Raw genomic sequence first — 12,825 nt, forward strand, 5'->3', positions numbered from 1 at the left:
CGGTGCCCCCCGGGGCCCGCAGTCCGGGTGCGGCGTCCCCCGGCGCCCGGACACGCGGAAGGCGGGCCTCCTGTGGGAAGACCCGCCCTCGACCCTCGTCAGCCGCTGTCAGCGGCCGGAGCCCGTCCGGCCGTTCCCCCCGGAACCGGCACAGACAGGGGAGATCACTCCGTACGCTGGCTGGGGATTCCGGCCAGCAGGGCGCGGACTTCGGTCTCGCGGTAGCGGCGGTGTCCGCCCAAGGTGCGGATCGAGGTCAGCTTGCCCGCCTTCGCCCAGCGTGTCACGGTCTTGGGGTCCACACGGAACATGGTGGCAACCTCGGCGGGGGTCAACAGGGGCTCCGCCTCGGGCGTGCGAGTTGACATGTGTACGGCCTCTCCTCCTGGATCTGTGTGCCGATCCTTGAGCCTTAATCCTGGCACTTGGCCCGGATGTCCAATATTCCCTCTAGGTCTATATTGGCATCACCCGAGGTGATTGTACGACCACTCCAAGCAACTTTGCACGTGGGAGGCCAAAGAAAGCCGCCCGTGGCCGCGTCACGCTAAGTGATTCTAGCGACACGTTTAGTGGCATGTGGCGTATTCGGTCAAAACTTCGTTCTCCGGCCTCGTTTTTCTCGATGCGGAGTACCCGAAGTGCTACGGCTGCCTGACCGAAACCCGGCTCCGTGGAGCGTGGCGGAGTCCCGGGCCCTCGGTGTGTGGTTCGCGTGCGGGGGAGGAGGCGGACCGGCGGGGGAGGGGCGCCGTGTGCTTCGGCTGGCGGTCGGGCCGCGCGGATTCCCCGCGTGGCAAGGGTTTCCTGATTACTGGCGGTGCTCTCTGTGATCGGTCGGCTACAGTCTATGCCGATCCCTATCGGGCGTTATGCCCAGTTTCACGACTCTTGATGTCGTGCGCGGACGACGTCCGGGCTCGCACCCTTGTCACATGCGAAAAGATCGCGGAGGAAGGGAGAGAAACCTGGTGTACCAGGTTGGTAACCGGCGTGGCGCGCACGTGTCCGCCCTCCCGGATGACGACAGAAGACAGCGGGTGCCCGCGAAAACCTGGCGACACCGTAACCCTCAGTTGGCGTGCTCCAGTGCGCGCACCGACCTCCAGCGTCGGGTGAGCCTCTCGCGCAGCTCCACCACGCGTCGGCCGTCCCCCGTCGCCAGGGCCTCGATCGCCCCCGCCACCTCCGCCACCGAGTGGTCCTCGCCGAGGTGGTCGTCGCTGAGGAGGTGCGGCAGTCCGCCGTAGTCCAGTTCCAGCAGCGAGTCGGGGTGCGCGGTCAGCGACAGCCAGTCCGTCAGCTGCTCGGTGGCGGCCGACACCGCGTGTTCGCCGATGTGCTCCCGCAGCACCGCCGCCGTCTGCTCCAGCCGCCTCAGCGCCAGCGAGGTCCGCGTCAGGTACAGCAGGGTCCGGGTGGAGTCCGCCGACAGCACCAGGCACCGCTCCTGGGCCTCGAAGGGCACGAACCACGGGATCGGCACGGTCCAGTTGCTCGACAGGATGCCCGGGCGCACCAGCGCGCCCGAGTCCCGCCACTCGCGGTAGCCCTCCTCGGCCCGCTCCGCCTCGGTCAGGGGCACGAACGCCGTGCTCAGCCCCACCGGCATCGTGCCGGTGAACTCGGTGAAGGCCCGCCACGAGCGCAGCCGGGTCTGCCAGGGGCAGACGTACAGCCGCTCGTTCACCCGCCGCAGGTAGGCGTTGCGGCTCTCCTCCGTCGGCGCCACCACCGGGGGTGTGGCCACCAGGCGGCTCAGGCTCTCGGCGTGCTCGGCCGCCAGCGCGTTGATCCGCCGGGGCCGGTCGGGCGAGGCCGCGTACTCCTCCCAGTAACCGCGATCGTACGGAGAGAAGGCGTTGATCGGCTGGTAGACGCGGAGATAGGCGGTGTAGGGCAGCACGAACGCATCGTGGCACATATCGTTGTCTGTGGCACTCACCACGGGGTAGCCTGTGCGGCCGCCGCTACGTGCGCTCACCACATCCGTCACACCCGGGTGGCGTAGGCACGACGGGGGCCGACCAGGTACGGTTGTATGTGTACGTAAGCTGGCGCCTGTCGTCAGTCGCGTTTGACGGCCGTCAGCCCGATAGTGCGGGTTTGTAAGTGATCTGGGGTTCGTCGGAACCCAATCGTTGAGGGGGTCGAGCCAATGGGGCGCGGCCGAGCCAAGGCCAAGCAGCAGAAGGTCGCCCGGAAGCTCAAGTACAGCTCCGGCGGGACCGACCTTGAGCGGCTGCGGTCAGAGCTGGGTGTCGCTGAGGACGAGGGGTCTCCCTCCGGGCCGTCGGGTCCGGATGATTCCTACGCGGATTCTCACGACGACCTGGTCGACCGTTACGCGGATCTTGCCGACAAGTACTCGGACTCGGACAAGTAGTACCCGGTAGACCGAGACCTTCAGGCCGCTCGGACAACAACCGCTGACCTGTGGCGGTCGCGGCTCCCGCACCCGGGAGCCGTAGCGGACAGGTGGATATAGCCGGTGCGAACCACTGTGGTGGTTCGCACCGGCTATGTTCGCGTCCGTTCCTCACGCGCCGCGGTACTCCCCGGTCAGGACAGCCTGTCCCGAACCGGCCGTCACCGTGCCCAGCCGCCAGGCCGGGACGCCGCGGTCGGACAGTACCCGCAGGGCGCGTTCGGCGTCCTCCGCCGCGACGATCGCCGCCATGCCCACGCCCATGTTGAACGTGGCCTCCATGTCCTCCCGGCCCACGCCTCCCCTGTCGGCCAGGTAGCCGAACACGGGGGCGGGCGCCCAGGTGGAGCGGTCCAGCTCCGCGTCCAGGTGGCCGGGCAGGGAGCGCGACAGGTTGGCCGCCAGCCCGCCGCCGGTGATGTGCGCGTAGGCGTGCACCTCCACGGCCCCGGTCAGCGCCACACAGTCCTTGGCGTACACCCGGGTCGGGGTGAGCAGCACCTCGCCCAGCACCCCGTCCAGCTCCGGGACGTGCGCGAACAGGTCCAGGTCCGCCCGGTCCACGATGTCGCGGATGAGCGAGTAGCCGTTGGAGTGCGGACCCGAGGAGCCCATCGCGATGACGGCGTCTCCCTCGCGGACCCGGTCCTGGCCGAGGATCGCGTCGCCCTCCACCACGCCGGTGCCCGCACCGGCCAGGTCGTACTCGTCCGGCTCCATGGCGCCCGGGTGCTCGGCGGTCTCCCCGCCGACCAGCGCGCAGCCCGCCTGGTGGCAGCCCTCGGCGATGCCGCCGACGATCTCCGCGATGCGCTCGGGCACCACCGCGCCGCAGGCGACGTAGTCGGTCATGAACAGGGGCTCGGCCCCGCTGACCACGAGGTCGTCGACGACCATCGCCACCAGGTCGATGCCGATCGTGTCGTGCCGGTCCATCTGCTGGGCGAGCATCACCTTGGTGCCCACACCGTCGGTGGAGGTCGCCAGGACCGGGTCCCTGTACTTGTTCGTGTCGAGCCGGAACAGGCCCGCGAAGCCGCTGGCGTCGGTCACCTGCTCGGGCCTGCGGGTGCGCGCCACGTGGCGCTTCATCAGGTCGACGGCGCGCTCGCCGGCGGCGATGTCCACCCCGGCGGCCGCGTACGCGCCCGACGTCCCCGTGCTTTCGGCTGCCACGCCAGTTCTCCTCGTGCTGTGTCGCTGTGGTGGTGCGGTCCCCGCCTCCCCTTCCAGGGCACGGCGGAGCCGCCGCACGGGCCCGTGCGGACCCGGCGGCGGACTACTTGTCGCTGGTGGCCAGCGTCGATCCCTCGGGCGTGCCGCAGGACTTCTCCAGCAGGTACTTGCCCCGTGCGTCGTCGCGCACCTCGATCGGGTACACGCCGTCGAAACAGGCCCGGCACAGGTTGTCCTTGGGCACCTCCGACGCGGCGATGAGCTCGTCGAGGTCCACGTAGGCCAGGGAGTCGGCGTTGACCGAGGCGGCGATCTCGTCCACGGACATGTTCGCCGCGATGAGCTCGGCGCGCGTGGCGAAGTCGATGCCGTAGTAGCAGGGCCACAGCACGGGCGGGCTGGAGATGCGCACGTGCACCTCGGCGGCGCCCGCGTCGCGCAGCATCCGCACCAGGGCCCGCTGGGTGTTGCCGCGCACGATGGAATCGTCCACGACCACCAGGCGGCGGCCCTCGATGACGTCGCGCAGCGGGTTGAGCTTGAGCCGGATGCCCAGCTGGCGCAGGGTCTGGCTGGGCTGGATGAAGGTGCGCCCCACGTAGGAGTTCTTCACCAGGCCCTGGGCGAAGGGGATGCCGCTGGCCTCGGCGTAGCCGACCGCGGCGGGCGTGCCGGACTCGGGCACCGGGATGACCAGGTCGGCGTCCACCGGGTGCTCCCGGGCCAGACGGCGGCCCACCTCCACGCGGGTGGAGTTGACGTTGCGGCCCGCGATGGTGGTGTCGGGGCGGGCCAGGTAGACGTACTCGAACAGGCAGCCCTTGGGCCGGGCGGGCGCGAAGCGCCGGGAGCGGACCCCGCGCTCGTCGATGGTGAGGAGCTCGCCGGGCTCGATCTCGCGCACGACCTTGGCGCCCACGATGTCCAGGGCGGCGGTCTCGCTGGCGACCACCCAGCCGCCCGCGCCGGAGGTCTCGCCCAGGCGGCCCAGTACGAACGGGCGGATGCCCTGGGGATCGCGCGCCGCGTACAGGGTGTTCTCGTCCATGAACACCAGCGAGAAGGCTCCCCTGACCTGCGGGAGCAGCTCGAGGGCGGCGTCCTCCACGGAGCTGCCGCTCCTGGCCCGCTCGGCCAGCAGGTTGGTGAGGACCTCGGTGTCGGTGGTGGCCCCCCGGCGCGTGTCGGGCAGCATCGCCGCCAGTTCCGGGGTGTTGATCAGGTTGCCGTTGTGGCCGAGTGCCAGACCCCCCTCACGCGCCGTGTAGAAGGTCGGCTGTGCGTTCTCCCACACCGGGGACCCGGTGGTGGAGTAGCGGCAGTGACCGATCGCGAGGTGGCCGCGCAGGGAGTCCAGGGTCGCCTCGTTGAAGACCTGGGAGACGAGTCCCATGTCCTTGTAGACGACGATCCGTTCCCCGTCGCTCAACGCGATGCCCGCGGACTCCTGTCCGCGGTGTTGCAGAGCGTAGAGGCCGAAGTAGGTGAGCTTGCTGACTTCTTCGCCGGGCGCCCAGACCCCGAAGACACCGCAGGCGTCCTGCGGGCCGCGTTCGAGCGGATCGAGATCCATGGTGAGCCGGCCGTCGGAGTACGACACACGCACAGCTTAGTGCCTGGCTGTCGGCCGGGCACCACCCGGGGGAGGTACCGGCCACAGGGGCAGGTGCCCGGACAGGTCGGAGCGCACGCCGCTGGCCCGCACCAGGTGCTCGGACACCGCCCGTTCCCAGGGGGTGCGGCCGGTGGCCACGCGCAGCCAGGTGAGAGGGTCGGTCTCGACGACGCCCGGCGGGGTGCCGCGGGTGTGGCGGGGGCCCTCGACGGCCTGCACGGCGCCGTACGGCGGTACGCGCACCTCCAGGGTGTGACCGGGGGCACGGTCCGCGAGCACCGCCAGGGTGCCCCGCACGGCGGCCTTGAGGGCCGCGCGCACGGGCTCCTCGGCGCGCAGCACGGCCTCGGCGCAGGCGGCGACGGCGGCCTCGTCGTCCCCCTCGAAGGGGGCCTCTCCCAGTTCGGAGAGCTGTTCGTCCAGGGACGCGCGGAGGCGCCGCACGGCGCTCGCGCTCAGGGCGGAAGGCATGGAGGTGAGCCTACGGGCCCCGACCTGCGGCGCGGCCGGGTGATCGGATGGATGAACGGAGGGGGTACTTGTTATTGCGGGCAAATAGACCGAAGGTGGACATCGAAGAATGCCGGTGGAACTGTCCACCGGTCTCCGCTCAATTGGGTGATTCCTGTCTCAGCGTGACGCTGGCCAGCGAGAGCGGGACACGGTAGCGTCCCGAACCGTCCCGGTGTTGTCGAGATTGGGAGGATTGCGATGGACCCCGCACCCCCAGGGTGTTCCACGCGGTGGCACCGTCAGATGAATAAGCGGTGACTAAGTCCGTGCCAGCCCAACCCCTCGGCGCCGGTCCGGCGCCGCCCAGCCCGGCCGCGCCGGACCAACTGGCCGACGCGCTTAACATCCACCAAGGAACACCACCGCACCATCGGGAGAACGACGTGCGCCTGCGCTTGCGCCCGCGTGATGACAGTTACTACGAGATGTTCACCGACTCGGCGAACAACCTGGTCATCGCGGCCCGCCTGCTGGTGGAGCTGATGAGTGACGGAGCCGATCGCGAGGCCATCACCGAGAAGATGCGTGCCTGTGAGCACGCGGGTGACGACGCCACCCACGCGATCATGCGACGCCTCAACAAGAGCTCGGGGACACCCATCCACCGGGAGGACATCTACCGTCTGGCCTCCAACCTGGACGATGTGATGGATTCCATGGAGGCCGCCGTCGACCTCATCGGCCTGTACGGCCTGGAGCGCCTCCCCAAGGGGATCATCGACCAGATCGAGGTGCTGGAGCGCGCCGCCGAGCTGACCGCCGAGGCGATGCCCCGCCTGCGCACGCTGGAGGACCTGACCCGGTACTGGATCGAGATCAACCAACTGGAGAACCAGGCGGACCGCATCTACCGCAAGCTCCTCGCCCGCCTGTTCAGCGGGGAGTACGACGCCCTGACCGTCCTCAAGCTCAAGGACGTCATCGAGGAGCTGGAGACCGCCGCGGACGCGTTCGAGCACGTCGCGAACACGGTGGAGACCATCGTCGTCAAGAACGGCTGAGGCCCCGGCCCCCGAACCTGCCCGGTGGGGACCAGCGGCGGGCGGGAGGTGTGCGCTCCCCGCCCGCCGAAGAGCTCCGGAGCCCCTGGGGCGTCCCGCCGCCCGCCTCGTCCGGGTACTCCTCGTACCCGGCCCCGTCGCCCGCCTGACCTCGGCTGACCCGCGAGCTCGGGTCTTGCGGAACACGGTCAGGATGATGGTGCGTCGTTCCTCAGCGGGCTGGCCGGAACCGTTGCTGGTGTGACACAAGGGCTCTGACCTGCGCTGATCTTGTACTTGTAGCCGCTGTCGGCGCTCGAACCCCGCTATAAGTACAAGATCACAGCGAAGGGGACGGGTCGGTGACCCTTCCCGGTCATCGCAGAAGGTGTCCGGAAACCGGGAGGCCGGGGTCTACAGGCCGGTGATGACCCGGTTCGGGGCGGTGCGCCGGGACAGCAGACCGGCGAGGAGGTCGAAGAACCCGTCGGCGTCGATCTCCTCGACCACCGTCGCGTTCGCCTCCAGTCCGTGCACGCCCCAGGACATGGCCGAGTATCCGCGTGTGAGCTCCCCGGCGGTCTCCACGTCCACGTGGTACCGCGCGGAGCGGCGCACCAGCTCCGGGTGGAGCAGCACCGCGGCGGTCAGGGAGTCGGGGTGGGTGGTGCCGTCGATGCCCACCCTGCGGTCGAACTCCAGCGTCGCGGCGCACACGCGCCCGAAGAAGTCCGACAGCGGGGTGCCGAGGGCGGCGAGGGCCTCCAGCCGCTCCTGGCCGAACACGGCCTGGCGCAGCGTCAGCGGGTCCCAGGGGACCACGGTGATCTCGAAGCCCGCCGCGAACACGGCCTTGGCCGACTCCGGGTCCACGTAGAAGTTGAACTCCGCGGCGGCGGTGATGTTGCCGCGGCCGTTGTTGGACCCGCCCATGACGTAGAGGGCGCCGACGTTGCGGGCGAAGTCGGGGTCCTTGGCGGCCGCCATCGCGATGTTGGTCAGCGGCCCGATCGCCACCACCGACAGCTCACCGGGGTTCTCCGCGGCCAGCCGGACCAGGGCGTCCACCGCGTGCTCGCGCTCGGTCTCCAGCCCCGAGACGTCCATGGACAGGCCTCCCGACCCGTCGCCGTGCACGTTCTCCGCGCTCACCCACGGGCGCACGAGCGGACGGCGGCAGCCCAGGTGCACGGGTACCTCGCCCAGGCGGCCTGCCACGCTGAGGGTGAGGAAGGCGTTGCGCACCTGCTGGTCGAAGCCGACGTTCCCCGCGACCATGGTGACGGCTCGCAGGTCCGCCTCGGGGTCCAGCAGCCCGACGAGGAGGGCAACGCAGTCGTCCTGCGCGGTGTCGGTGTCGATCACCAGGGGTGTGGTCACGCCTGTCCTCGTGTTCTCTCGTCAGCGTGGGTTTCCGGGCGTTGCCGGCGGGTCCCTACCGGGCCACCCGATCGCCGGTCGCCCTTGGTCAGGGGGGTGAAGGGAGCGGTTGAGCCGAACCGGCCGCCCGATCGCCGGACGCCCCTGGTCAGAGGGGTGAAGGGAACGGTTTAGCCGAACCGACCACCCGATCGCCGGTCGTCCCTGGTCAGAGGGGTGAAGGGAACGGTTTAGCCGAACCGACCACCCGATCGCCGGTCGCCCCTGGTCAGGGGGGTGAAGGGAGCGGTTGAGCCGAACCGACCGCCCGATCGCCGGACGCCCCTGGTCAGAGGGGTGAAGGGAACGGTTTAGCCGAACCGACCACCCGATCGCCGGTCGTCCCTGGTCAGAGGGGTGAAGGGAACGGTTTAGCCGAACCGACCGGTGATATAGTTCTCGGTCTCCTTCTTCTCCGGCCGGGTGAACATCTGGTTCGTCTCGCCCATCTCGATGAGCTTGCCCGGCTTGCCCGGAGCCGACAGGTTGAAGAAGGCCGTCCGGTCGGACACACGCGCCGCCTGCTGCATGTTGTGCGTCACGATGACGATCGTGTAGTTCTCCTTGAGCTGGTGGATGAGGTCCTCGATCGCCAGGGTCGAGATCGGGTCCAGCGCCGAGCACGGCTCGTCCATCAGCAGCACCGACGGCTTGACCGCGGTGGCGCGGGCGATGCACAGGCGCTGCTGCTGGCCGCCCGAGAGGCCCGAACCGGGCTTGTTCAGCCGGTCCTTGACCTCCTCCCACAGGTTGGCGCCGCGCAGCGAACCCTCCACCAGCTCGTCCGCCTCGGACTTGCTCATCCGCCGGTTGTTGAGGCGGGCGCCGGCGATGACGTTGTCGTAGATCGACATCGTCGGGAACGGGTTGGCCTTCTGGAAGACCATCCCGACCTCGCTGCGCACCATGACCGGGTCCACGTCGGGCCCGTAGATGTCCAGGTCGTCCAGGAGCACCTTGCCCTGGACGCGGGCTCCCTGGGTCACCTCGTGCATCCGGTTGAGGGTCCGCAGGAAGGTGGACTTGCCGCAGCCCGACGATCCGATGAACGCCGTCACCGACCGCGGCTCGATGGTCATCGACACGTCCTCCACGGCCTTGAAGTCGCCGTAGTAGACGTGGAGACCGGAGACGTCGATACGTTTCGCCACTGGAAGTTCCTCGTGAATCTGCTCCGCGCGCGGGGCGTGGGCGGTGGGTGTAGGGGTCAACGGGCCTTCGGCGCGAACAGGCGGCCGATCATGCGGGCCAGGAAGAACAGCAGCATCACCACCAGGATCAGGGTCAGCGCCGCCGCCCAGGCCCTCTCGTAGTTGACGGCGCCGCCCATGCGGACCTGCGAGTAGATGAACACCGGCAGGTTCATCATCTGTCCGTCGAACAGGTTCCAGTTGATCGACACCGCGGACGACCCCGTGGTGAGGATCAAAGGAGCCGTCTCCCCGATAACACGTGCGATGGCGAGCATGATTCCTGTGGTCAGACCGGCCGCGGAGGTGGGCAGCACCACCTTGGTGATCGTCCGCCACTTGGGCACCCCCAGGGCGTAGGAGGCCTCGCGCAGGTCCTGCGGCACCAGCCGCAGCATCTCCTCGCTGGAGCGCACCACGACCGGGATCATCAGCACCGCCAGCGCGATCGCGCCCGCCGCGCCGTTGGTCCGGCCCGGGCCGAACAGGATCATCCACAGCGCCACCACGAACAGTCCGGCGACGATCGACGGGATGCCCGTCATGACGTCGACGAAGAACACGATGGTCCGCTTCATGCGGCCCTCGGCGTACTCCACGAGGTACACGGCGGTCATCACGCCGATGGGCACCGAGATGAGCGTGGCCATGCCGGTGATCGCCAGGGTGCCCGCGATCGCGTGGTAGACGCCGCCCGCGTCCATGCTCGGCAGGACGCCGTTCATGGACACCGTGAGGAAGTAGCCGTCGAACCGGACGATGCCGTTGCTCAGCACCGTCCACAGCACCGACACCAGAGGCAGCATCGCCAGCAGGAAGCACAGGTAGACCAGCGAGGTGACCAGGCGGTCCTTGGCCTTGCGGCCGCCCTCGACGCGGGCGGAGGCCGTCACGATGATCACCACGTACGCGGCGGCCGTGAGCAGGCCCCACAGCAGGAACCCGAAGGACGAGAAGGCCAGCAGGACCCCGGCCACCACGGCGGCGGAGGAGGCCAGCAGGGCGGCGGGGAACTGGTGGGGCAGGGAGCCGCGACGCAGGTCGGTCGCGGTGGATCCCGCCTCGGGGCCGGGAGGCTGGGCGGTCGTCGTGTCCATCAAGACTCCTTGCTCCCCCGGGTCACGACGTAGCGCGCGCCCATGTTGACGACGAGGGTGATCGCGAACAGGACCAGCCCGGCGGCGATCAGCGCGGAGACGCCGTACCCGGTGGCCTCGGGGTACTGGAGGGCGATGTGCGCGGCGATGGTCTGGTTGCCGCTCTGCAACAGGTTCCAGGAGACGATGAGGGAGGGGGACAGGATCATCGCGACGGCCATGGTCTCGCCCAGGGCGCGGCCCAGGCCGAGCATGGCGCCGCCCACCACGCCGGACTTGCCGAAGGGCAGCACGGCCAGGCGGATCATCTCCCAGCGGGTGGCGCCCATGGCCAGGGCCGCCTCGCGGTGCCCCTGCGGGGTCTGGCGGAACACGTCGCGCGCCATCGCGGTGATGATCGGCAGGATCATGACGGCCAGTACCACGCCCGCGGTCAGGGTGGTGCGGGCCGAGGTGGAGGCGGGGCCCTCGAACAGCGGGATCCAGCCCAGGTAGCGCGTCAGCGCCTGGTACACGGGAACCAGTTCCGGCGCGAGGAAGCCGATGCCCCACAGGCCGTAGACGACGCTGGGGATGGCGGCCAGCAGGTCCACCAGGTAGCCGAGCAGCGAGGCGAGTCTGCGCGGCGCGTAGAAGACGATGAACAGCGCGATCCCGATCGCCACCGGCGTGGCCAGCAGCAGCGCGATGGCCGCGGCCAGGACGGTGCCGAAGGCCAGGGCGGCGACACCGAACGCGGGGTCCTCGCGGACGTTGGGCTCCCACTCCGTGCTGGTGAGGAAGTTCACCGTGTTCGCGGTCAGGGACGGCCAGGCCTGTACGAGCAGGAAGGCGGCGACACCGGCGAGGATCAGCAGGATCAGGGTGCCCGAGCCTCGGGCGAGCCCGGCGAAGGCGACGTCGCCGATCCGGCGCTTGCCCGTGGGCGGCGGTGCCGCCTCGGGGGCGTCCGTGGTCGTCATGGGTTGGCTCCGGTTCGGAAGGTTTCGGGGCGGGTCGCCCGGATGGTGCGGTGCGTTCCGTGCACCTTCTGCGTGCCTGGTCTGTTCCCTGCGACGCGCGGTTCTCCCGCTGGTCGGGGGATGTCTCCCCGCCGAGAGCCCCTCCGCGTCCCGTACTGGGGCGATCGCCGGTCACCGCGCCACGGTCCGTGGTGGAGGGTGGCCGTGCCGCACCGAATGTGAAGGTAGGTGCAAGAGGTGACGAGTTGTCCCAAACAAGGTGAACGGAAGATGAACGAGGCGCCGCACTCCCGTGGCGGCCCGGGGATTGCCCGGTGAATGTGACAGGTCACACGTTCGGGCGGGGGGCGTCGTCCCTCGGCGGCGCGTACATCACGTCGGTGTCCCACATGGCGAATCCGAGCGACTCGTACAGCCGCACCGCGGCCTCGTTGTCGCCGTCCACGTACAGGTGGACCCACGGCAGGCCGGCGTCGCGCAGGTGTCGCAGACCCGCCAGGGTCAGGGCCCGGCCGAGGCCGCTGCCCTGCCACTCGGGGTCCACGCCCACCGCGTAGACCTCGCCCACCGGATCGCCGTCGGTGAGCCCGGCGCCGTCGGCGTGGGTCTTGGTCCAGTGGAACGCGGCCACTCCGCCGTCCTTGGCGGTGGCCAGGAAGAAGCCGTGCGGGTCGAACCAGTCCTCCACCTCGCGCTGGAGCAGGTCGTCCAGGGTGAGCTGGCCCTGCTCGGGGTGGTCGGCGAACGCCCGCGCGTTGGCCGCCAGCCACGCCTGCTCGTCCTGGCCGACGACGAAGGCGCGCAGCCGGACCCGCTCGGCCACCTCGGGCCGCAGTTCGGGCTCGGGCAGCTCTGGTGCCTCCCAGGGGCCGCCCGCCTCGTCCTCGGCGATGTCGCGCAGCGGCATCCGCATCTTGTGGAGTTCGCGGACGGCGGTCCACCCGTCCTCACGCGCCACCGACACCGCCTGCGGGGTGCGCCCGTGCGCCCACACGCGGACCCCGTCCGGTCCGGCGTCCCGGTCCACCGAGTGCAGCAGGGCGGTACCGTACCCGCGGCCGCGGTGGTCGGGGTGGACGACTACCTCTCCGGAGTCGGGCTCGCCCGCGACGCGCTCCACGAACGCGAAGCCGATCGCGCGCCCCTCCTCCAGGGCCAGGTGGAATCGGCTGCTCCCCGAGGGGGCGCCGTGTCTGACGCGGAGCAGGGTGTGCTCCGACAGCGGTGCGACCCCGTCGGCCGCGCGTGCGGCCTCGGCGAGCGTCAGCACCTGTTCGGCCAGGGTCCGGTCCAGGTCATCGGTGACTAGCGGGGTGTCCATGGACCGAAAGCCTACGACGGGCTGACCGCAGGACTTCCGTCAGCCACGGCTGGCGGGGTGTTTGTCCTGGTAGCCGCCCCGCCCCGCGCGTCGCCGGGGCGCCGTCCCCGGCGGCGCGGCCGCC

The 12,825-nt window shown here is 70.0% G+C and carries 12 protein-coding genes; 2 read left to right on the forward strand and 10 right to left on the reverse strand.

The genetic code is table 11. The annotated features are described in order from the left end of the window. Positions 1 to 164 precede the first annotated feature (164 nt). Together bldC and HGB44_RS00780 are read right to left on the reverse strand one after the other, a co-directional pair. Complete coding sequence (bldC, locus tag HGB44_RS00775) at positions 165 to 368, reverse strand: developmental transcriptional regulator BldC (RefSeq protein ID WP_013155387.1); 204 nt, start codon at positions 366 to 368, stop codon at positions 165 to 167. Positions 369 to 1,072: 704 nt separating this feature from the next. Beyond that, a complete protein-coding gene (locus HGB44_RS00780; RefSeq protein ID WP_061081173.1) occupies positions 1,073 to 1,924 on the reverse strand; it encodes a hypothetical protein in 852 nt (283 codons plus the stop codon). A gap of 234 nt (positions 1,925 to 2,158) precedes the next feature. On the opposite strand from HGB44_RS00780, the gene HGB44_RS00785 reads away from it, so the two are divergent. Continuing rightward, positions 2,159 to 2,386: a DUF3073 domain-containing protein gene (locus HGB44_RS00785; protein ID WP_013155385.1), complete on the forward strand. Its 228-nt coding sequence runs from the start codon at positions 2,159 to 2,161 to the stop codon at positions 2,384 to 2,386. A 153-nt stretch (positions 2,387 to 2,539) separates the two neighbouring features. Here HGB44_RS00785 and purM read toward each other — a convergent pair whose 3' ends face one another. The 3 genes from purM to HGB44_RS00800 all read right to left on the reverse strand — a co-directional run bounded on the left by purM (position 2,540) and on the right by HGB44_RS00800 (position 5,690). Then, complete coding sequence (gene purM, locus HGB44_RS00790) at positions 2,540 to 3,604, reverse strand: phosphoribosylformylglycinamidine cyclo-ligase (RefSeq protein ID WP_061081172.1); 1,065 nt, start codon at positions 3,602 to 3,604, stop codon at positions 2,540 to 2,542. Between the two features lie 103 nt (positions 3,605 to 3,707). Beyond that, positions 3,708 to 5,204 carry an amidophosphoribosyltransferase gene (gene purF, locus HGB44_RS00795; RefSeq protein WP_061081171.1) on the reverse strand — a complete coding sequence of 499 codons (1,497 nt, stop codon included), beginning with the start codon at positions 5,202 to 5,204 and terminating at the stop codon, positions 3,708 to 3,710. Positions 5,205 to 5,213: 9 nt separating this feature from the next. After that, positions 5,214 to 5,690 (reverse strand): sterol carrier family protein, encoded by a 477-nt coding sequence (locus HGB44_RS00800; RefSeq protein WP_061081170.1) that lies wholly within the window; start codon positions 5,688 to 5,690, stop codon positions 5,214 to 5,216. 425 nt (positions 5,691 to 6,115) lie between these two features. Between HGB44_RS00800 and HGB44_RS00805 the strand changes: the two genes are divergently transcribed. Then, complete coding sequence (locus tag HGB44_RS00805; RefSeq protein WP_013155381.1) at positions 6,116 to 6,733, forward strand: DUF47 domain-containing protein; 618 nt, start codon at positions 6,116 to 6,118, stop codon at positions 6,731 to 6,733. Positions 6,734 to 7,126: 393 nt separating this feature from the next. Here HGB44_RS00805 and HGB44_RS00815 read toward each other — a convergent pair whose 3' ends face one another. The 5 genes from HGB44_RS00815 to mshD form a co-directional block, all read right to left on the reverse strand. Beyond that, positions 7,127 to 8,092, reverse strand: coding sequence for a nucleoside hydrolase (locus HGB44_RS00815; protein ID WP_061081169.1), 966 nt, complete (start codon positions 8,090 to 8,092; stop codon positions 7,127 to 7,129). Between the two features lie 410 nt (positions 8,093 to 8,502). Then, complete coding sequence (pstB, locus tag HGB44_RS00820; protein WP_017563780.1) at positions 8,503 to 9,282, reverse strand: phosphate ABC transporter ATP-binding protein PstB; 780 nt, start codon at positions 9,280 to 9,282, stop codon at positions 8,503 to 8,505. 56 nt (positions 9,283 to 9,338) lie between these two features. Next, the gene (pstA, locus tag HGB44_RS00825; protein WP_061081168.1) at positions 9,339 to 10,418 is read right to left on the reverse strand and encodes a phosphate ABC transporter permease PstA; all 1,080 of its coding nucleotides are present in this window, start codon (positions 10,416 to 10,418) and stop codon (positions 9,339 to 9,341) included. Next, entirely contained in the window at positions 10,418 to 11,380 is a 963-nt protein-coding gene (pstC, locus tag HGB44_RS00830) for a phosphate ABC transporter permease subunit PstC (RefSeq protein WP_061081167.1), read from the reverse strand. The genes pstA and pstC overlap by 1 nt, the downstream gene beginning before the upstream one ends. A gap of 328 nt (positions 11,381 to 11,708) precedes the next feature. Then, a complete protein-coding gene (gene mshD, locus HGB44_RS00835; protein WP_061081166.1) occupies positions 11,709 to 12,701 on the reverse strand; it encodes a mycothiol synthase in 993 nt (330 codons plus the stop codon). Positions 12,702 to 12,825 lie beyond the last annotated feature (124 nt).

Source organism: Nocardiopsis alborubida (assembly GCF_012396365.1).
In the GTDB taxonomy this organism is placed as follows: domain Bacteria; phylum Actinomycetota; class Actinomycetes; order Streptosporangiales; family Streptosporangiaceae; genus Nocardiopsis; species Nocardiopsis alborubida.

Bases quoted from the DNA above. Each gene is read 5' to 3' on its own strand.
- bldC (WP_013155387.1), bottom strand. From the start codon at position 368: ATGTCAACTCGCACGCCCGAGGCGGAGCCCCTGTTGACCCCCGCCGAG.
- HGB44_RS00780 (WP_061081173.1), bottom strand. From the start codon at position 1,924: ATGTGCCACGATGCGTTCGTGCTGCCCTACACCGCCTATCTCCGCGTC.
- HGB44_RS00785 (WP_013155385.1), top strand. From the start codon at position 2,159: ATGGGGCGCGGCCGAGCCAAGGCCAAGCAGCAGAAGGTCGCCCGGAAG.
- HGB44_RS00800 (WP_061081170.1), bottom strand. From the start codon at position 5,690: ATGCCTTCCGCCCTGAGCGCGAGCGCCGTGCGGCGCCTCCGCGCGTCC.
- pstA (WP_061081168.1), bottom strand. From the start codon at position 10,418: ATGGACACGACGACCGCCCAGCCTCCCGGCCCCGAGGCGGGATCCACC.
- pstC (WP_061081167.1), bottom strand. From the start codon at position 11,380: ATGACGACCACGGACGCCCCCGAGGCGGCACCGCCGCCCACGGGCAAG.
- mshD (WP_061081166.1), bottom strand. From the start codon at position 12,701: ATGGACACCCCGCTAGTCACCGATGACCTGGACCGGACCCTGGCCGAA.